The sequence below is a fragment of the Sphingobacterium chuzhouense genome, assembly GCF_014692525.1.
In the GTDB taxonomy this organism is placed as follows: Bacteria; Bacteroidota; Bacteroidia; order Sphingobacteriales; family Sphingobacteriaceae; genus Sphingobacterium; species Sphingobacterium chuzhouense.
Genome location: NZ_JACNYL010000003.1, coordinates 558,731 through 580,268 on the forward strand (window position 1 = coordinate 558,731; position 21,538 = coordinate 580,268).

18 protein-coding genes are annotated in these 21,538 nt (G+C 40.5%); 2 read left to right on the plus strand and 16 right to left on the minus strand.

Features of this window, described 5'->3' with window-relative positions; genetic code table 11:
- Window positions 1-173 precede the first annotated feature (173 nt).
- The 13 genes from H8B21_RS14460 to H8B21_RS14520 form a co-directional block, all read right to left on the minus strand.
- Window positions 174-965, minus strand: coding sequence for a sialate O-acetylesterase (locus tag H8B21_RS14460; RefSeq protein WP_190314465.1), 792 nt, complete (start codon window positions 963-965; stop codon window positions 174-176).
- Complete coding sequence (locus tag H8B21_RS14465; protein WP_190314466.1) at window positions 955-3,330, minus strand: hypothetical protein; 2,376 nt, start codon at window positions 3,328-3,330, stop codon at window positions 955-957. Before H8B21_RS14465 ends, H8B21_RS14460 begins: the two co-directional genes overlap by 11 nt.
- 39 nt (window positions 3,331-3,369) lie before the next feature.
- Window positions 3,370-5,229 carry a hypothetical protein gene (locus H8B21_RS14470; RefSeq protein WP_190314467.1) on the minus strand — a complete coding sequence of 620 codons (1,860 nt, stop codon included), beginning with the start codon at window positions 5,227-5,229 and terminating at the stop codon, window positions 3,370-3,372.
- A gap of 285 nt (window positions 5,230-5,514) precedes the next feature.
- A complete protein-coding gene (locus tag H8B21_RS14475) occupies window positions 5,515-6,348 on the minus strand; it encodes a DUF5040 domain-containing protein (RefSeq protein ID WP_190314468.1) in 834 nt (277 codons plus the stop codon).
- Window positions 6,349-6,450: 102 nt separating this feature from the next.
- Window positions 6,451-7,686, minus strand: coding sequence for a hypothetical protein (locus tag H8B21_RS14480; protein ID WP_190314469.1), 1,236 nt, complete (start codon window positions 7,684-7,686; stop codon window positions 6,451-6,453).
- Between the two features lie 38 nt (window positions 7,687-7,724).
- Window positions 7,725-8,903, minus strand: a complete 1,179-nt coding sequence (locus H8B21_RS20655) for a DUF4998 domain-containing protein (protein WP_223815048.1) — start codon at window positions 8,901-8,903, stop codon at window positions 7,725-7,727.
- Between the two features lie 17 nt (window positions 8,904-8,920).
- Window positions 8,921-10,108: a DUF5000 domain-containing lipoprotein gene (locus tag H8B21_RS14490; RefSeq protein ID WP_190314470.1), complete on the minus strand. Its 1,188-nt coding sequence runs from the start codon at window positions 10,106-10,108 to the stop codon at window positions 8,921-8,923.
- A gap of 16 nt (window positions 10,109-10,124) precedes the next feature.
- A complete protein-coding gene (locus H8B21_RS14495) occupies window positions 10,125-12,020 on the minus strand; it encodes a RagB/SusD family nutrient uptake outer membrane protein (RefSeq protein WP_190314471.1) in 1,896 nt (631 codons plus the stop codon).
- A 4-nt stretch (window positions 12,021-12,024) separates the two neighbouring features.
- Window positions 12,025-15,240 carry a SusC/RagA family TonB-linked outer membrane protein gene (locus H8B21_RS14500; protein ID WP_190314472.1) on the minus strand — a complete coding sequence of 1,072 codons (3,216 nt, stop codon included), beginning with the start codon at window positions 15,238-15,240 and terminating at the stop codon, window positions 12,025-12,027.
- 424 nt (window positions 15,241-15,664) lie between these two features.
- The gene (locus H8B21_RS14505) at window positions 15,665-15,826 is read right to left on the minus strand and encodes a hypothetical protein (RefSeq protein ID WP_190314473.1); all 162 of its coding nucleotides are present in this window, start codon (window positions 15,824-15,826) and stop codon (window positions 15,665-15,667) included.
- Window positions 15,819-16,016, minus strand: coding sequence for a hypothetical protein (locus H8B21_RS14510; RefSeq protein ID WP_190314474.1), 198 nt, complete (start codon window positions 16,014-16,016; stop codon window positions 15,819-15,821). Before H8B21_RS14510 ends, H8B21_RS14505 begins: the two co-directional genes overlap by 8 nt.
- A gap of 36 nt (window positions 16,017-16,052) precedes the next feature.
- Window positions 16,053-16,499: a DUF5675 family protein gene (locus H8B21_RS14515; protein ID WP_190314475.1), complete on the minus strand. Its 447-nt coding sequence runs from the start codon at window positions 16,497-16,499 to the stop codon at window positions 16,053-16,055.
- Window positions 16,500-16,517: 18 nt separating this feature from the next.
- The gene (locus tag H8B21_RS14520) at window positions 16,518-17,150 is read right to left on the minus strand and encodes a fibronectin type III domain-containing protein (protein WP_190314476.1); all 633 of its coding nucleotides are present in this window, start codon (window positions 17,148-17,150) and stop codon (window positions 16,518-16,520) included.
- Between the two features lie 150 nt (window positions 17,151-17,300).
- On the opposite strand from H8B21_RS14520, the gene H8B21_RS14525 reads away from it, so the two are divergent.
- Together H8B21_RS14525 and H8B21_RS14530 are read left to right on the plus strand one after the other, a co-directional pair.
- Window positions 17,301-17,591: a hypothetical protein gene (locus H8B21_RS14525; protein WP_190314477.1), complete on the plus strand. Its 291-nt coding sequence runs from the start codon at window positions 17,301-17,303 to the stop codon at window positions 17,589-17,591.
- Between the two features lie 438 nt (window positions 17,592-18,029).
- Window positions 18,030-18,200: a hypothetical protein gene (locus tag H8B21_RS14530; RefSeq protein WP_190314478.1), complete on the plus strand. Its 171-nt coding sequence runs from the start codon at window positions 18,030-18,032 to the stop codon at window positions 18,198-18,200.
- Here H8B21_RS14530 and H8B21_RS14535 read toward each other — a convergent pair.
- The 3 genes from H8B21_RS14535 to H8B21_RS14545 form a co-directional block, all read right to left on the minus strand.
- The gene (locus H8B21_RS14535) at window positions 18,169-18,792 is read right to left on the minus strand and encodes a response regulator (RefSeq protein ID WP_190314479.1); all 624 of its coding nucleotides are present in this window, start codon (window positions 18,790-18,792) and stop codon (window positions 18,169-18,171) included. The two genes, H8B21_RS14530 and H8B21_RS14535, sit on opposite strands and share 32 nt — an antisense overlap.
- The gene (locus tag H8B21_RS14540) at window positions 18,785-19,873 is read right to left on the minus strand and encodes a LytS family sensor histidine kinase (RefSeq protein ID WP_190314480.1); all 1,089 of its coding nucleotides are present in this window, start codon (window positions 19,871-19,873) and stop codon (window positions 18,785-18,787) included. The genes H8B21_RS14535 and H8B21_RS14540 overlap by 8 nt, the downstream gene beginning before the upstream one ends.
- Window positions 19,874-20,119: 246 nt before the next feature.
- Complete coding sequence (locus H8B21_RS14545; protein ID WP_190314481.1) at window positions 20,120-21,526, minus strand: alpha amylase family protein; 1,407 nt, start codon at window positions 21,524-21,526, stop codon at window positions 20,120-20,122.
- Between the last annotated feature and the right edge of the window lie 12 nt (window positions 21,527-21,538).

Genomic DNA, 21,538 nt, shown 5'->3' on the forward strand with positions numbered 1-21,538 from the left:
TATGTGTTTAACTCGATGGCTTATTAACCATCTAGAGATCTCTTTTTTTAAGCTCACCGATTCCAATCAAGCCGTTTAACCTCTGTATAAGGGCTTTCCTGTTCTTTGTCGAAACAAAAAATATCAATATCTGAATAAGGAGAAAAACACGTATGCAATACCCAATATTCATTTCATAATTTTTTTTTATTTAACAATGGTTTCATCGCTTCTGCCATACGCATGCCATTTTCTCTTTGTGCGGCGCTATTAAAATGGAGACTATCTCCAATATGACCGAGTTTACTGGCTTCAGAATATGCGGCATTCCCTAATATATCGACCGCCTCCTTCATGGCCTGATTGATTTGTTCTGCTCTATTTGATTTCAAGAAATCCCCGAGTCCGCCAATCACAATGGGTAGGTTGGGAGATTCTAAATCTCTTCTGAAAGCATGCATAAGTGCTATCAGCCTTTCTTTATATAATAATGCGTCATTGGTATTGGCATCCGATTCACCTTGTTGCCAAAGTAAACCTTTTAACGTTCCTCGTTCTTTTGCAACTCTTGCTTTTCGAAGCGCTTCTTTATATAGACCTCTCTCTCCAGTAGGTTCCCAATAGGAAATCTTAGTTCCTCCCACTGCTGCCGGAATTAACCCGATACTAGCATTTCTCTGATATTTCGCCATGTTTTTGGCAAATGCCAAGCCTGGTCCTACACCTCGATTCGCTTTATCATAGTGTAAAGGCTCTTTTGCAACACTCCATTCATCGCTTGCGTTTAGTACATATATATTCGGATGAGCCAGTGTATCTTCATAATCTAGAAATCCTCTTCCCGCCATATTAGATTGACCAACCAATAGATACAAATCGAGCTGCTTGCCTGTTCTTCTTGTAGATCCATGACTGGCACAACTACTGATCCACCATAAAAGAAATGCGCAACCAATTCCGATATAGACTTTTTGTTTATTCTCCATCTTTAAATTCATAATTTTGCATGAGTTTTTGAATGAAATTCTTTTTTAGTTTTATTCCATTTTCTCTCATCGCGTTTAATGTTCGATGATCAAACATGGTGTGCAAATGATTATATTTAACAATACCATTCAATTCTACAAAGTTTATTAAATTTAACATTTCGATAGCGGGTTTTCCGTTTATTAGTGGGGCAGACAGACGACAATTAACGAAGCTTGTTCCTTCGCTTGAATTTAACATAAATACGTTTTGTGTATCCTGTAAATCTGTACGCGGCTCAAACGTACAATCCCAACAACTGATCTTGCCAAGAAGCTTATCCGACGAACAGATTAATTGATTCACCACACTATGCCGGACATCAATATCCAGCTTTGCAGCATCAAAGGAAGCCGCCAGTCCGTTGCAACGAGCAATATATAACTGCAAGTATAGCTCCTCTTCAACGAAAGAAGTATCGTTGGCTATAAACTGCATATTTGCTTCCATTTGCTGTGTGTCCCTATTATCCACATACTCGAGATCGATATCCTCTAGCAATAATTGGCTATTGGCATACCCGTTATTGTTCGGCCTGTCCCGGACAATAAAATGTTGTGGGTTTGTTAATTTCATAATCCTCACCCCCTTACGCCCTCCTCTGACACGGATGTTCTTTAATGTGATATCACGAGGAAAGAATAATCTGTCGCCTTTGTTTGTTCTTGAAAATGACGGAGCATATATTATCCAACATGGTGATAACGAAGTGTCTTCCAATTGTTCAATATGGAGATTCTCTATGGAAATACTATGTGCTATACCAATAGGGTATCCGTATTCAAAATTCTGTGGCATAAAATACATCACCGCAGTTAGAGGTGATATTGGTGGAGTAAATTTACATTGGATTATCCGAACGTCTCCATCCCACTTTGCACCGTAATCGCTTCTAAAATTAACAAAAAAGCGAGAGCTACATACAGTATTTTCGATAGTGAGTTGACCTCCCCCAGACACAGAAATACCGCGATACCCAATCCTAGAATCTTTTATATGAATATTCCAAGCATGGAAATGCACATCTATACGATTTAGATGACATCTGTTTACATATAGGTCTTTCATCAAGTTTGTACCAAATACGCCCCAATGAACTGCTCCTCCTTCAGCCATAATATTATTAAAACAGCTTTTTAACACGCGAGCACCGCTAATGCCATAAGTACCTGCCGGTACATCTCGCTCGGTTCCTTCACGGTCTTGCTCCCAAGGTATCAAACGTATATTTTCTAATGTAATATCATAAACACGACTAAAGTTATAAAAGCCTGTTCGTGGATTCATGGAAGTATCTACCATATCTTTTTCCATCCCCACCCATTGGTTTCGTATAATAGTACGGCTCCTTGTAATCGTAAAACCATTATGTTGGTACCCTTTCGCGTCTCTTACAGGCCCTTCACCGGATATATAGAATGTTCCTCCATTTACAACCAAATAGCTTTCTTCTGCCGGATAAGCCGTCAGGTGGGTATAATCCTCAAATGACCAGGCAATGTCTCCTATTATTCTCCCGTGTTCTTCTACATAAAAAAAATCCTCTCTTGCCCAAGAGTGTCCACCGTAACGGGTTCCTGCACGGTAACCAATACGATCATTATCGTCCCGGACAAAAATCAAGGTATTTTTATAAGGTGATAGTTCTTCAAACTGCTGAATACCGGGTTTAAGCTTTTCTAGAAATTTCTGTTTGATCTCGTTACTCCAGATAATATCTTCGGGCTGTTGGTAACTTCTAATGACAAAACGAGCATTGTTCTTTGTATTATCCTTTTCCGAGATATGAAAAATAGTCGCGCCCCATTCTACATTAGTACATATATGTATGGTATGTGAGGCGCTCAACCAATACTCTCCGCCGACGTTTACCACAGGAAGCCTATGCATATTTGCGAAATCATGTGCCTGTTTAATGTATACGCCATCATCGTCAATTCCATTCCCTCTTGCACCAAACATGGCATAACTTACTACCTGCACTACAATTAATCGGGCTACCAGATTCGTTTCCAGCTTCCATTCACCAAGTTGTGCGTCCTTATTTTCCATACTTGGATACAGTCTATACGTAGCACCTCCCCCATCTCCCGCCTCATAATAACCTAACGTATGAACAACCATATTATCTTTCAGCTGCTTATCCACGATCATCTCCATTAGACTGTCTTTAATAACCAAGTCCGAAGTTGAAAAACTTTTATGTGTATCTTCCTCTGATTGCTTCTCTGGTAAGGCGTATCCTTTTTTGTGAAATAACGATACACTTCCCACACTCAAAAGCCCTAGAATTTGCCGCCGGTTCATATTTGGCTTCTTATTCATATACAAGTTATATTTATATATTGACAAACTATACTCCAATTAATTGGTAATACGGACACGGAATAATCTAGAGTGTGTTGCGTAATATAGATATCCATCTTCCTTTACCTTAGCGGTCCGCGCTCCTACTAACGACTCATGTTCTTCCACAATATTCAACTCATTCTTTGCAGGATCCACCTGCAATAATCTTCCATTGCGAGTGTCTATACCATAAATTAATCCATCGGCAGCGAGCGTATCGCTTAAACTAATCCTCATAGCATTGCCACTTGGATTATCCACAGACATGGTGGTTACCATTTCCTTTTTTATGGGATCAAACACAAACAAACTGTTTCGACCAGTTCCATATATCAAGCCATTATTGCCGCGTACAGCTCCTTCGTAAACGGACGCACCTTTTATCGGTTTCCCCTGATAGGTCGTTTTTTTACTGACGGGATCCCATACGACGATGACCGCTTCTTTTTCGGTTGGTTTAGCACTTGAACCTCCACGAACAGATGATGTTAACAGCAATTCTCCAGTTTCCGGTATTGGTGTAACAGACATTAGGCTTTGGTTAGGGACAATATCCCTAAAGACCTCTACCTCCAAATCTTTGGGGTTTATTCGCACCAACGTCCCTCCCAGATAGCCTTTAATCGGTACCGTCGGACAATATATATAACCATCTGGTGCCAACTGCAGTTCCAGTAGGCGTTCCTGTTTTGCCAAACTGTGCAAATGAGCCACAGCTTCGCGGTTAGAAGGCTTATTATCTTCATCTAGGGTAAATACATCTATGAATCCGCCCGTGTAACTCGTCATAAACAGACGATTCTTATGAGCCAAAATATCATATGCTTGCACCCGGCCTCGTGTTAATATACCCAAATCATCGATTTCTCCCGATTGTATGTCATAAGTAAAGATATTACCCGGTTTCATTCCGCTTCCGTATAGCTTACCGTTATAGACATCACCAATCGTCAATACTTCACGCGCCGCGGGTTTAAAGGTGCTTGCTATGATCGATCTCTTTTTACTTTTGTTGTTTTCGACAACCAGATTGCCGTCTCTGTTGAGATATAATGCTCGCATGTTCCCATATAGGTTATCCAGTGTCTTGACAGCGGCTTCTTCAGCCTCTTTCGTAACGATATGTGCTTCTGTACACAGAAAAGTTGTCTTTCCTTTTTTGCCGTAAACATGTCCGTCGGACGCTCGCCAGATTTGCGGTGCACCATACGTCATCAGATTTTCTGGAAGAATTTGCTTCTTTTGTCCTGTTTTAGTGTTATAAGACCATAGTTCTCCATGCTGCATACCGGTAGCAAAGTAAACGACGCCATCGATATCAGCTTCGGGATTAATCACATATTCACTTCCTTTAGAGGAAGATATACGGTCGATAATGGTTACCTCTTCTGTCTTCGGATTCAGTACAGAAACTGCTACTCGAGGATATGTACCTACATAGATTAAACCTTCAGAAGAAATAGTATAGCTATTCTTCATCCAATATTGTGCTTTACTCGTTTCCCCGATGGTTTCAAGCTTGTTCAGGCGAACATCGTATTTAAAAAAACGTCCCGGCTTTCCCGAATACAAGTAAATATAGCGATCAGAGTCTTTAAACAACAGCAGGGCGTTCGCTTTCCCAAATTTTGCCAAGTCCACTTCGATAAGCCGACCGTCCTCCATATGCACCCCTACCAGCGCATTCCTCTCCGCATCAGTAAATGCGCCCCAAGCAATTGGCCCTATTTCCTGATCTCTTGTCACAAACTCAATCGTCAACGGTATTTTAATCGGCTGTCCTAATTCTTCAAATTCATATATTTTCTGCTGTGCAATACATAAACTCCATGAACCTAAAACAAACAAACAGATATAAATGATTCCTTTTTTCATTCTATTTTTTTGTTTCTGTATCTCCCATTCTATATCATTAAATATTTACGGGTGCGTACCCGAAAATATGTGATAAAAAGAGATTATTCCTTTTTTTAAAATTTTTGTTTTTTGTTTATAATACTTTGATATTATTATAAAATAACGTAATAATGTTTAGAGTTACAAACATTCTAATTAGTCTTATCATATTGTAACGAGTGTTTTACTATTTTTCTCGGGTGTGTAATACATCGTCATTAACTAACAATCAATGCTTTTTAATGGCTGTTCAATTTTTAGTAATTAGTAACCTTTGTTCATACATCTATTCAAAGACAATATACTTCGCATGGCATCTACAAAGATGACACTCATCCGCTGCTGGATATATTCATCATGTCCTCGCAAAGGATGCCATCCGAAGGTCTCTCCATTTATCGTTTGTGTATCTTTCGCATACAGCAAGCTCGTTTGTCTCCCTGTGACAGGATGCGGCGCGTTCTTAGAAAACCCTATATGCTTATCAAACTCTACTAAAGGAAAACCCCATTTTTCAGCCAGTTTTCGGATACTCGAATTATATTTTGTGCGTCCGTCATGCCAGTCGGTGCATAAAATAATAAGAGCCGGTTTACCGTGCTTCTTTCCATAATATTTAGATTCTTTATTAAATTTTAGATTATAGCACGCTGTCTGATGTCTTTTAATCACATAATCAAAAGCCATAGCATAATTGCTCCTATCAAAAGGAATCTCATAATGTGTATATTTTTCTCTGAGTTCTGTTTCATCGAATACATCTCGATCTACAGCATGCATGAGTACTAATGCATCTATTTCCTCTAGTTCTTTCGCACTATAAAGGCTATCATGAGCCATTTGGTTGGCCAAATCGGCAATGGCCGTCCCCCCTTTTGCTCGATTTATCCCTTCTATATTGAGTTCTTCACAACTTAATTCAAACCAACCATTTACATTAGCTGCAAAAGATGCGCCCGACAAAAGCAAAGTATACGGCTTTTCAGTAAGTTCTTGCCCGTAACTTAAATAAGGAATTAGAAAGGAAACCAAAAACAGTAGAAACGAAATAACGTTGCTAATAATTTTATTCTTTATGACATTTTTTATTATTAACATATTATAAGTTTGTTTGCGTTTCCCCCGATGAATTTTTTCAAAAACTTTTGCGGTAACAGGAACTCCCGTTTATCCTATACGTTTTAGATATCCTTCCATAACTCATGGCTCCCAGTCAAAAGGTTCGCTCTGTGTGCCGATCGTTGCCGTAATATCTCCGTCACCTACCCATCCTTTGCTAGCTGCCCCATAGTTTACCCTTATTGACATAGCAAATTGCCTAGTTATGCGGGACGAAAAGCTATTGCCATGCATCCGGATCTTATCGGTATCAATGCCAAAATTATCCCTCAATAGTTGCTTCTTTTGAAGTGTCGTTCCCGATTGCAAGATACGCCCTTCATCTCGCGTCAAAAGATAATCCCATTCTGGTGGAGAAAAACCCGAATGATAAAACGCGAGTGCATTGGTTGTTGTATTATATGTCGCATTTGTAAACTCATTATCTACAATAACATGATTTGATGTAAAATATTCATCTCCTACTGGAGGACGACTGTTAAATTGAGGCCAAGCAATAAACATATTGCCAGTAAAGTCATTAGAGCTTTTTAAGAAAACACAATTTTTGACAATACCATAATCGCTACCTGCTCGATACCGCACGTAATCACCCATACAATCTTCAAAATGGCAATCGAAAATATAGATATGTGATGTGCCATAGGCATTATAAATCATATGGGCTGAACTAGCGACACCAATACGTTTAAAGGTCACATTTTGATAGGTAATATGACTTGTCTCTTCATAAGAACATCCGGACGCCCCATAAACTATGCCCTTCATATCTATAAAAGAACTATTTTTTAAAACGATATTTTTCGTCGGAAGGGATTTATCCGCTATTCTTGTAAATCGCACTACATAATTAATAGATCCATTTCCCGTAAAATGAAATCCGTCTATTTCAATATTTTGAGCACCTCTGAAATCAATAATATATGATTTGGTTCTTTCACCTTCTTTAAGTGGAAAAAGTACATTATTCCCACCTTTCAATACCAATTTATTTTCAGGATGACCTATTCGTTCAAAAACAAGCCCGTGTTCTAAGTAAGCCCTCTGATACTCGCCATCCACAAACTGAACTTCCACCGATTCCGACAAAAGCTGTTTGCGTATTTCATTCCAAAAATTAGCTGCTAAAAAATCCGCGGCATCTGTCTCTGAACTTCCATCACCCGCGCCACGAGCTACGGGAGCAACATAATAACGGGTATCAATGATTTCTTCCGATTCTTCCTCATCAGGATTGATTATATCCTGTTCTTCTTTAGAACACCCTACTAATAGTAGCACACTAAGGAATAAAATATAAAAATTTATTGTCTTCATAATTTTTAGCTTTTAATACGTTATAAAATCTCGCGTTTCTAATTCAATGGCCCACTAATTCCCCAAGTAACCAAAGATTGATCTCGCAATCCTGTATTTCCTCTAAATGTAATCCTTCCCGAAGATCCAAGAACAGCAACATCCCGATCAGTTTCGCCGACAACCACGATATTAACGTCTTTGCCCTCAATACCTAGTTCCATACCGTTTAGAACTGTCTTTACCAACACATCTTCAATCATCCAATTTCTTGGGTTACCAGCATCCGGAAGATAGGTATATCTAAACGCTATATATATTGGCTTATTCGGTTCCATATAAGCTTCTAGCTCCTTGATTCCTGATGTCGTGAAATCATCTCCTCCGCTGGAGAGGGTAAATTCCTCAGTAATATCCGTCCAGGTAGCGGCATTTATATCTTCCTTTTCATAAACACCATTAAAATCTGTCGAAACTAAAATAGCAAGTTGATTATCTTGTGTCCCGTAAACCATTCGCGTTTTAAAGGAAAGCTCAAGTGGATTCTCCACGAAAGCGAATTCCTCTGTTTCAAATAATTCAAAGTCTGTATAAAAGGTATCTAAAGCCAACGAGTCAGGTTTGAATGCAGATCGCATTTCGTAACTCCCCCCATTTGGAAAATTAAGCAATGTATCAATTTCGACATTCGGAATAATACGATGGCTAGTCAGTTCATCATTGATATCGAGATATCTAACCTCTGAATACAGTAGTGTTTCCTCTGCTAATCCCATCGTCAACTCCAACTGGTCACCCCGAAGTACCTTACTGTTGCCAATAAGGCGATTCAGCAGCGATCCCCTATAACGAGGTCCATATACCCTAGCCACAATCGATGACAATACCGAAGTACGCCCTTCATTATCGAAAAGAAACACTTGGAATTCATGAGTTTCTTCTGTGAGGTTGTCGATAATCACTTTCACCGTATCGACGTTCTCCGTTTTTGTTAATTCACCGGATAGAGAATCCTGCCTATTATTCCAATATATCTTATAGGAAGAGACTGAAGGATCGGACATTAAAAGCCACGAAAGCTCCGCTCTTTGATCCCCTCCTCTGATATGTAATGAATCCGCTTTACCAACGTATTTAATTTCTCCATCTCCAACAAATTGCCTATAATTATCGTCCAGTTTTTTACAACCAGATACGACGAACACAAAGGCAAGTAATATCCAAAATAATCTTCTCATTTTTTCATTTTTAAATGTTAATTCACTGCCTGTCCCCATAAGGTAATTTCCAGTAAACAGAAATTCAATGTATTACCCCATGTCTCATTCACTTTATAACGAATGTAACGGTAGGATTGGTCCGTTAAATCAAATTCAAAATCCTCTCCATCCACCAACTGTTTCTCATCATCGTCCGTAAGTGGTTCACCCACGCCCCTTCCAGAGGGTCTCGTAGATTCAAATTCGCCCAGTAATGTCCAATTATCCCAATTTGTCGTTGCCTCGTTACTACCCCATACTTCGAAACGTCTCGGTGAACACGAACCATACTTCCATGTATTTGCATGCCTTACCATATGCGTTTTCATACGCCCGAGAAGATATTCCCGTCCCAAATCTATTGTTACCCAAGTAGGCATGCCGGCTTTTTCTGGATAGTCTCGAGCATTTTGGAAAAAATAGGTTCGCTCACCGGGTGTCCATAGCTGATATAGCGGTGAGTATAACGGTTCATTAAAATCATCCATCAACGCTGCATCTTTCCACAGATCCTTATTCAGTTCCTCTTCATATAAAGGTGTAAGTGTATGATAGAGTGTATCCGATCGGTTTTGCCATTTGTCTTGTAGATAAAAGGCAAATTCAGTAGGTGTGGCCTCCAGTCCACGCACAGCGAAGAGAATGTTCTCTGTTTCTGCGCCAGAATAATATCGGTCATATTCAGTCCATCTGCCATCTTCGTCTTTTATCAGCGTATAAAACACATAATCCAGTTTAAACTCATTTTTAAAGTTCAATAATACCCCCCCAAACGTATGTGTCGCTTCCACCGTATTCGCGGAAAGCTGTATCGGGGGAGTAGTCGGACTTATATTCACCTTAACAGGAGCAGAACGTTGTTCTGATTTACTAACGGAATACACCTCCACATCGTAATCTCTTGCCTTTCCAAATCCTTCTAATAACACATAATTTTTGAAACCGGAAGATTTAACCACTTTCCTCAAGCCCCTGTCGTCCGTAAACTCAGCTGCTACATATGACATGCCTGGATCACTCGGTAGGGTATACGTTAAACGAGCTGCACCTGGTAAATTTTCGACTTTAACATTTCTAACCTCCGCTGGAGGACCGAAACTATCTACCAATGGTTCATTTTGTTTCTGTTCACATGAATACACCAGCAAAATGGATATTATCACTAAAAATTTTATATTTTTCATAATTTTCCTTTCTTTTTTACCATCCAGGGTTCTGAACCAAGTTTTTATTAACGATTAGATCTTGTTGTTGTATCGGCCAAAAGTAATCCTTTACCCTAAACTGCTGATCAAAAAGTACACGTTCTCTGTAAAACCCTATTGTATTATTTTGATCCACATCCCAACCTGTAATGGGTTGATTCAGTTCGTCGGGAGCAGTTCGCCAGCGCCGTAAATCCCAAAAACGTTCTCCTTCAAACGCCATATCAATGGCTCGTTCCCGCTGTATAATCTCTCTTAAACCTTCTTTTGTTTGTGGTTTATCTGGTATTCTGGAGAATCCCTGCCAGGCGTCTAAAACACCTAGCAAGCCTGCTTTAGAACGAATCCTATCTAAATAATCATAAACCTCCGCAGTCGGTCCATTCAATTCATTCAACGCTTCTGCATACAGCAGGTAAAGATCTCCTAAGCGGAGTATTACCCAAGGATAATTAACCGCATTGTAAGTCGAGTTTGCCGAATTAGAATTCGTATAATGCACTAACTTTTTTGCATAGTATCCCGTAACGGAATGCCAGCCAGCCTGCTGTTTCCCACCGAATTCGCCTATCATTAGTCGCAACCAATAGGGTTCTTCCTGATTGAAGTTTCCCTGTCCATACCAGATACCTCTATCAAAACCCAACGATCCATAGAAACGAGGCTCTCTATCAAAGTTGAACGCAACTGTTGTTTCTCCTTGCTTAATATAGTACCTATCTTCGAACTCGGCAACCTTCAAGCCATAACGGTTGTTATAATCCCACGTTCTATCTTCATCTATCGGAACACCATTCTCCGTATAAAATAAACTGGCTATCTTTAACGGAACACCTGTACTTCCATTAGGTGTGGAATAGACACGTTGCTCCTCACTCAACGCTTTGGGCTGTATCCATGTTTGCAACTGAGTAGTGGAACTATTGTGTCCCCATATAATTTCTCGGTTCCATTGATCGGTCACCGTGCCTCTATTTGTTAACCCCAAATGTAGGCTATCGGGAATGTTCTGGGTCTGCTGATTCAGTGGAAATTCATACAATTGATAACCTTGAAGATGAGCCACCATAATGGCCTGTTCCAGTGCATCTACAGCTTGTTTCCATTTTTCCTCACTGTACTCTATATTGAATAAAACAGTTCCATCGTGATTGGCAAAATTGGCATAAGTACTGTTGCCGTTGAATAACGGACTCGCAGCATAGGTCAAAATTTTTGCTTTGTAACCCAATGCGATAGGCAATGTAATGCGACCGTATTCCGAATTCTCGTTCATCAACTGCAGCGGCAAATCCTCTTCTGCTTCGGTAATCAATTCCACAATATACTCGAACACCTCATCTACCGGCCGACGGAACACCCTTACCTCTTCCCCCGATGCCGATATCGGTATATTCTCGCGCATAATTGGAATAGGGCCATAGGATCTTAAGAGTAGGAAATGATAATATGCTTTCAGAAATTTTACTTCCGCAGCCCATTGTCTCTTCTCATAATTATCCATATCCGGTACAATACCAATATGTTCGAGAAAAATATTACATTCGCTGATTGCTTCCCATAAATCGGTCCCCCCGCTTCCGCCCGTCCAATAGTTAATTAACGGAGACGATACACTTTGCTGACCACGAGCGATATTCCAGTTTGTCCAAGTAGCCTTATCACTAGATAACCAAAATTCATCAGCCCCGTAAAGCCCCGGGTTATAATACATACTCCCAAAATTGGGTATATAAGAATAACATCCCGCCATATATCGCTCCGCAGTACTCCGCATCCGAAAGGCATATTCTAAACTCGCGACATTATCAGGTACGACATCTATCCATTTATTACAACCTACAGATACAGCGATGATACAAGCTATTATTGTTGTTTTTAAATACTTCATTACATTAGAAAGTTACATTTATGCCTAAATTAAATACCCTTTGAAGTGGATAACCCAATCCGTCACCGCCCATTTCCGAATCCCACAACTTGAAATGGCTAAGATTAAACAGATTTGTCCCGCTCACGTAAAAACGTGCTGTCTTCGCGTGGAGTCTACGTCGCATATTCTCAGGCAATGAAAACCCTATTTCAGCCTGCTTTAGCCGTAGGAAGTCACCGTTATGCAGCCACCAGGTACTACGGACGACATTGTTGTTATGATTGTTTATGCTTAAACGTGGCCACAATGCGTATACGTCTGGGTTATTTAAAGAAAAATGATCGTCTGCAAAAGCTTGCAAGATCTGCTTTCCGTCAACAAATGGCTGGACAGCGACCGGATCTACGAAAAAAGAAGAGTAGGCAGATCCTTGAAAAAAAGCAGACAGGTCTAATGCTTTCCACCCAAACGAAAAGCCTACGCCATAAATAATTTGTGGAACTGTTGGAAAACCGATAGGCACCTCATCTAAACTATTAATGATACCGTCGTTGTTAATATCTTTATATTTAATATCACCCGCGATATTTGGCTGCCCAGTAAAATCCTGAAACGGAGAATTCTGAACCTCATCATCATCTATAAAGAGGCGTTCGGCAAGATACCCCCTAGGCTGATTGAGTGGTTGCCCGATTCTGGATTTCCACCATTCCTTATCGTAAGTCGGTTCCTCATACACGCGATACTTATTAGTTGCATAGGTAAAGTTGCCCCTTGCCTGTAGCCACATCTGATTGTTAAAACTATGTGAGAAATCCACTGACATATCCATTCCCTGACCGGACACTTCCCCTACATTTGCACTCACATCAGCAGTCAATCCCATCGTCGTCGGAATATCCGCCCTATTCATTAAAATATTCTTTCTGATTTCAGAAAAGAAGTCGGCTTGGATTTCAACCTTATTAAACAAACCCAGTTCGACCGCCAGATTTTTTTTGTAAGCAGTTTCCCAAGTGATACCAGGGTTAGCATATCGACGCACATTGATACCACTCAACGTACGCCTGCTTTGTTGTCCAAACGTATAACTACGTCCCCCTGAGCTCATATCTACTTCAGAAATATAAAAGAAACGATCTGTCGCCGATCCGATCTGGTCATTCCCTACAAGACCATACGTTCCACGCACACGAAAATTATGAATTTTCTCCTTCCATGGTTCCCAGAATTTTTCATTGGACACACTCCATGCTAAACCAAATGAAGGGAAGAAACCAAAACGATGACTTTCATGAAAACGTTCCGAACCGTTGTAACCGAAGTTAAATTCCGCGTAATACCGGCTATCATAGGAATATGTACCTCTTCCTGAAACACCGACATTTCTTGATGGAAGTGAAACTTGTAAATTTGTCGCATGTGCGTCAATACTAGATCGAATAATATTCACCAATAAACCACTAACAGAGTGTTTGTCATTGAATACCCTACTATAATCTATTGCAGACTCCATATAAAATATTGAATTCTGGACCCTTACACCGTCACCTCCTGGCACATTATAATCTAAGTATTCCGTCCCTGATGATTCATTAAAAACTTCCAAGGTATAATCTCCCGTCCTACGATCTGACGATGTTATCCCGTAATAAAAGGGATTATATGAACGTCTGATTTCAAATCGGGATGTACGATTGGTATTAAACATCGACCGAAACCGTAGCCCAGGAGTTATAAAACCTAAGTCCTGTTTCAGTTCCATCTGCGCCATCATAACCGAACGGGTATAATCTCTATAGCCGCTAACCATATCGGCATAAGGATTGATAAAAGATCTTTCCGCATCCCCCGGCCGCCCAAACATGATATGCTGGACATATTCATGATCTGCGTCTTTTGGATATGTGGGCAAAAACTCGACGGGACTGCTTCTAACCACTTTTTCAAAAAGAGATTTTCCTCCTTCTATGGGACCATTATAATCGTCAAATATACCATTCAGACGCACGATAAGTTCTGTCGATTTTGTTACGTCCACATTCACGTTAGCACGGAGTGTATAACTCTTTAGATCTATATTATTATTAAAATTGTTGACCGGATCAACCTTTAATAAGCCGTTATCCTGTGCATAAGAGCCCGCCACGTAATATCGAGCCACTTTACCTCCACCTCGAATATTCAGATTATGTCTATGATTGATCGTATGTGTTTTAAATAATTCTTCTCGCCAGTCCACCTGTGGAAAAAGAATTGGATAATTCCCTTCTTCTGTCGCATCAATATATTCGCGTGTAAAATATGGTCTTTCAAGTGGTGAGCGTGACTGGAGCGCGTCATTGTACAAATTCATGTATGTTATTGGATCTGCTAATTCCACGTTACGAGTAGGCGCAGAATACGATGCTTCACTACGGAAGGAGATACTTGCGGGTCCTTCTTTACCTTGCTTTGTCGTTACATAAATAACCCCATTTGCACCGCGAGCACCGTATAAAGCCGTTGAAGTGGCATCCTTCATAATCGTGAAGCTCTCTATATCATCCGGACGCAAACGCGCCATCTCAGTGACACCTACCTCAACACCGTCTATTAAGATCAACGGATCTACCTTACCCGTTCCAAAAGACGTCACACCACGGATAAAAAAGTCAGCATTGTCCATACCGGGTTCCCCACTACGCTGATACGCAATGATACCAGCAGCCTGTCCAGCTAAAGCCGTTGTGAGGTTACTAGATGGTATTCGCAGATTCTCAGGTTTAACTTGTGTAACAGAACCAACCATATCCGTTCGCTTTTGCTGTCCAAATGCCACAACTACCACCTCTTCCAAGGCTGCTGGATCTTCTTGCAATATGATTTCGATTTTGGTTTGGTCTGCTAACTTAATCTCCTGCGCCAAATAACCTGTATATGTTACCACCAGCACGCTGCCTTTTTCCAAATTCGGAAACGTAAATTCGCCATACCGATCAGTCTGTGTTCCTACAGATGTACCTTTGATAGTCACAGTCGCACCCTCTAATGGCTTCCCATCTTTGTCTTTCACTATGCCTTTTACATTTTGGTCAATATCTGCCGTGGTTGCGACGTTGGCTAATAAGACTGGTGAGAAACCGCAGTTCAATAATAAAAAAGAGAAAAAAAGACAAGATACCTTTATACCTGTGCATCGAGCTTTTGGTATCTGATCAGAGAAAAATAGAAATAATCTACAAAGTTTACTTTTCATAATGTATATGATATGTTAGTTATTATACTACGTTTACGTTACCGTAACTATTTTTTAAGTTTTATTGGATTTCACAATTTAATATTCATTCTTCAAAAAGTTATGAAATTAACCTTATATGAAATCTCTCTCTTTTTTTTCCGCGATTCATGGAATCGCCAACTTTTTATTATTGATATTTTCGGTTCACAAATTTTACGGTTACGTTACCGCAATTGAACATAAACATGTTAGTTTGAAACAATAATAATGAATATATTTTAAAAACAAAAAAAAATTGCTTTTTATTTACGACAATGTTGGATCTAATAATCGATTTTAAGAAACTAACCTCTGGTATTGTTTAGGATTCGGCAAAAAAACACTATCCCCGAGAAGATTTCCTCTTCCCGGGGTATGGTATAATTCAATCGTTACGTTCTAATCAACGTCTTCGTCGACCACCATCCAGCAGGCGGCTGACCAGATAGCTAACTGTTGCACCTATTGCTGCTACCGCAGCCGTATGCACCATATTTCCCCAGTCGAAACTGTTCCATACTGAACAGATTGTACCGCCGAGCGTACCGAATTGCACATTACTCATTATCCGCATCACTTCCCTCCTTTCTTTCTGTTTTTGTCAGATCATCCTCTTCCCCATCCAATACCTTCTCCATGATCCCGAGCCCAACAGCGATATACTTTAGTAGGCTTAATGCCTTTTCGGGCAATTTTATCGGTGCAAGCAATACGACCTGTACCGCCTGGCTGATTTTCTTAATTATTGTTTTCATTTTTTCTGTTTGTTGAGATAGTTGGTATTAATCCTATTAATACCTGACTTTAATAAATACCTCTCCTTTTTCCATCAAGGCACTCAACCGTTTGTAGACGGTTTTATAGGCCTTTTGAGATTGATGAACTTCATAATCACCAAAGTTCTTGTCATATCGCATGGTGTTACCGACCAGTAGGCAACCCGCCGTATTTGCATGGGTATTTCCTTTGTGGATATAGACATAAGAGAAGTTCGGAATTCCTTTCAGTTCGATCATGCCCTTGTGGAATTTTGGATACCAGCGCTGATAGCGACCATTCATGGCACCATACCGATTGTACTCGAGTTTATAGCGACCCGCCGGAATGGCGGTGCTACCTGGAATCTTCTCATCCCGGATCGAATCCTCTAACACATAGCAAATAAATTCATCGTTGATATAAAGTTCAGACAGGGTAGTATTCTTTCCCTGTCTGCTAAGTTTTACGCGTATTTCCATGCTACCCATAACTTATTACTATCTAGCAATCAGGGATACCGCTTCACTCCAATCACCAGTTCCCTTACCGTTGCGTGCGCGCACGCGTGCATAGACACGTTCACCGGGTGTTAGATTCTGGATATAGTTCAAGCGAGAATCTGTCGTAAGCAAGATATCTTCCCATTCCGGCGTACCGTCCTCCCCCAAACGCGTTGCATAGCAATACTCATATTCCCAAGCTGCACGCAGGGCATTGAAGACAAATCGCATCTCTCCACTTACATTCCCGTCCAGTAGGCGAGCATTACCTGGGATACCCGGAACCTTGGACGATCTTGGATCCGGAACCAACTCAAAGCCCGAACTTGCCAACATCTCCCGGTTACCATTTGCTATCCTGTTCACATAAAACGCCAGCTCCTTCATGGCTCCGGCTAATACGATCTTCGCGTTGTCCCGTGCTTCCTTTTGAAAACGGCTGCCGCCGTTGCTCGCTATTTCATGTTTCTCCCGATAGTCGTTTACCAGCCGCGAATATTCATCTATATCGGGACGGGGGTCCGGAAAGTTAGCATTGTCCGTCATAGATGTTAACGTGCGTCCGGCGAGTGTTGATAAGGAATGGTCTCCCCATTTCTCATACGCTATATATACTGTTGCTTTTCTCATTTTTTCTGTTATTTATATTTATATTAGTGCTTAATTCTTCAAACATGCTGCCCAGCTCACGAAGGAAGCAGTCATATCTGGTCACCATCATTTTTCGTACTTTTATTGGTGGTCCTCTAGGAAGCCTTTTTTTATGTTGCATGCCCAAATATGGTTGGGAAAAAATGCCTAGAAGAGAAAACACGCAACGCCGTACAACAAACAACAAGAACATACAGTATCTTACAAAAACACACGAGGATATTATCCGCGCATAAGGCATCCGATCGATCCAAAACAGGAAATTCTCTACCAGACAACGATTACTACCATATAGAAACCGTTAGCTTCTGCGCTGTAGTAAATTACTTCCACGCAGAAGCAATTTACTGCAACGCGGAAACACGTCTTTTGGAGGCAGAAGTAGGTGGTTGTGGATATATCTTGGTTACTTCACGATAGGAATAACCTACTTCGAGATAAAAGTATATCGCTCCGGGACAAAAAGCAATTTACTACAGTACGGTAGTATACATTTTCGGAAGCGAATTAGACGGATTAGGAAGAAGGTCTGGAAACTTCAGGATAGCCATATAAGACTTCGCTGTGGAAGCCAACTATTTCGGGGAGTAACCTGCAAACTGTAGAACAGGGATATTATACTTCTACGCGGAAGTAAACTACTTCCGGAAAACATTTGGGAAATGCGTGGTAGAAGTTGCTTTTCTTCCGGAAAGATGTAAACTGTTTCCAAACTGTGCAGGAATATTCCGGGGCAAAAGTGGATTTATCTGAGACAGACGTAAGCTATAGCGGCACAGAGGCTATTAGCTTCGGTACAGAAGTATACTACCCGGCAGGGTAGTAGGAAATAACGAGACAGTAATATAATACTTCCACATGGAAGTAAATTCCTTCAGGGTAGAACCTCGGAGCTTACGGACAGGAACGGGCAGCTACCATACCGTAGGAGATCTATCCAATGTAGAAGCTGATGGATCCGGGATGTCCCGAAAGCACGGAACAGCCGAGTCCTGTCTCAAATCTTACCTTTTCGCACGCTATAGTTGACTTTCTCTTCTTCTACCTCCGTCCTTAGCAGACGTATCTGCCCATCCTTTTCCAAGGTGGTCAGTTCGCCATTATCGCGCATCTTTGTTATTTTCCAGCGGCTCACCTGCAACATATCTTCCGCCTCCTTTACCGTCACAAGATCCTTTTCAGAGAAAGTTTCTTTATCCTTGCGATGACTTTCCTTAACGGATAACTTCGATATCTTCTGTTGGATAGCTATCTTGGTCTCGATCAGCTTTTCGAGGGTCAATGGTTTTTGAATATAGTCAGCTGCCTGGGATTTAAAACAATCCTCCGGATTGTTCGTATAACCCGAACATAAAACAACAAACAGAGGAGGCACCGACGGATCACAGGGGTTGATCAGGTGCTGTATCTGATTCATCAACTGGAATCCATTCAGCAGCGGCATGTCTATGTCAAGCAGCAGGATGTCCACACGTTTCTTCAGCAGATAGGTCAATGCCTCGATCGGATTCGTGGTTGCTTTTTTCAACCGTAAGTCGGGTATCAGCTTGATTATCTCCCTAACATAATCGATAAATTCCGGTTCATCGTCTACCAGCACGAGTTTTAGTTTTTTATTCATCTCCGCTCCTTTTTACTTTATCTATCTTTATATATAGACGAAAGTGTTCATCCATTATTCCCGTCCAGAAGGTAGCTCTCTTACCGAAAAGCTCTTTTAACAAACACCGAATATGTTTCAAACCATACCCTCCACCCGGTTGTTGCCAATTGGGGGTATCTGCCAGTTTGTTTTCACTGGTAATATATAAGGAAGAACCTTCGATCCATACGTCCATTCGGGCTTTTCCTTTTTTTGTTATAGCACCGTGTTTTACTATGTTCTTGGCGATACTGGGCAACAACATGGACGGTACTTCTGCCGAGTGTATATCACCTCGGACGGTCAAGTGGATATCGTCACATGCTTCTTCCATTGCCAGAAAATGTCGAACTGCAACAAGCTCCTTCTGCAATGGCACCAACTGTTGCGGAGACCGATGATAGGTTAGCTGACCATAGTCGACAAGACTCGCCAGATGTATGACTTGCTTAGTTTTCATCCTCTTCCTAGACATAAGCTGGCTGTATACCCGACTCATCAGGTTGTTCAGAAAATGGCCAACGAGTTTGTTTCGTTTCCCGACTTCCAATTCATTCGAATAGATATCGCCACGTCTCTCCGGGTTTGGGACGTAATTAGGCCAATATCGGGAGAGTATACCATCCAACGCTGAGAAAATCCCACCTTCCAATAAGAAAAAAAGAACACCATATTTGGCAAATACCGCGTACCAGCTTATGTAAAAACGTATGTATTCACGCCATGGTCGTTCTATGGTAGAACCTACGACTTCATTGGACAGTCGGCTTTCAAAACCGTGGAAAACAATATAACCTGCTAATCCCATAAGCAAGAAATTGGCAGTAAGCAATAGCAGGCTGTGCTTCCACTGCCGCGTAAACCACAGTATAAGGATATAGCGCATAACATAGGCAATACTAATGCCTGCTGCTCCAGTAATCAGCAAAGTCACCGCTATCATTGGGGCTATCCCATCGAGCCGCCAGTTAAGTACAAATAAAGCAACAAAATAGAGTGAACAAAAAAAGATATGAAGAAACGCCTTGCGTTTTTCCAACATAAAAATAAATAGCTTCATGGTTTATTATGAAATTGGTGATATTAGAATCATGATATGAGGTTTATAAGCCGCTGCTTCCGCGGCATCTGTATACCGTCTTTTATAAAAGTCTGACTGTCAAGACTAATATCAAAATTTTATTCCATAATTCCAAATAAAGAGGCGAATAGAAGCTATTTACCGATGATAACAGAGGTATTTAAAGAAAAAAAGCGGGACTATGATCAGTGATAGTCCTGCTTTTTTATACTATATCGTATTATATTAATCCACCATCAGACCATTTTTCACTGCATCCCAAAGTCCTTTTTTGAACGAATTATACTGAGGTACAGTCACGTGACAGACGTCAAAAATCATCACTCCCCCGTTCGATCGATTATACATGTAGTGAATAGCCTTGCTAATATCTTCCTCCGAATCGTAAGTTACGTTACCCACATCTATACTTGAATATACGGGCACCTTATTCCTTGTGATGTATTCAATACCGTTCATCGTACCTTCGACACTCCACCAATGATATTTCAAGTTTACTGTGGCAGGATTATCAGCTAAATATAGTTGTTTTGAATAGTTTCCTGAAAAAAACAAATCAAGTTGTTCTGCATATCCAGTTTCCTGATAGCCTGGAATAGCAAAAGAAAATGTCAACTCCTCATCATTAAATGGATCGTAAGTCTCACTTGCGTAATTGTTTCCTTCTTTATAGTAAGTGCTATACCAAGCGCCCGAATAGGCTCCTAATTCAACATCTGGCGCCACCGATTTTAGCTCTACTCTTGTCTTGGCAAAGAAGTCCCGCAGTACCATAGCCCTGAAATAAAGCCATTTTTTGTAATACTTTCCCGTAGCATTAGGCTCAACGCTATTCCCAGAAACTGTCCAAGAACTCACTATGTCGTTAGGGAAGTCCATATGCTTAGCTTGGTTATCATTGTATTTTTCTTCTAAAAACTCAACAAATAACTGTTTACTGAAATCAGAAAAATCCGCATAAATTCCTGCATACCGACAATAATCCAATATAATGCCATCGGGTTGATATTTAGTAGCGGCTTCTTTAATAATATTAATCGATAAATCCTGCACTTCGGGAATGGCCGGATTCAAAAAAGAGTTTCTCCCTGTAGTAGAGATGGGAACACGCTGATTAGATGTATTTACTACTACAGACTCATATTGTTTGAATGTCGGATTTTCATAAATATATCCTGTTGCAGAGCTTGTATTTCCATAAACAAAGGTGTTCATAGAGAAATATATTTTCATTTCCCGTTCTCTGGCTTCACTTATCATAAAGTCTACATAATCTGGTAAAGCATTATGCCCGTTCAATGACGATAATTTAGAAGTGTATGCTGATTCATATAAGGTGAAACCACTATTATGCTTCACGTCAATAATCAAACCATTGACGCCGACAATCTTTAGGCTGTCTAGAACCAATTTGATATCATTTTTATCTCTAAATCTACCGGGACCTTGGAAAACATTCGCAGCAGCATCCACCCAGACAAACGCATCCTGAAGTCCGGGAGTCCAGTTTTCTATCTCTTCATCTTCAATAGGTGGAAGCTGTGTTTGGGTTACTTTTTCACAACTTTGAAAAAATCCATTTAAAATCACGAATAATACCATTGTAAGTGATGTAGTTGCTGTAGTTATCATTTTTTTCTTCAT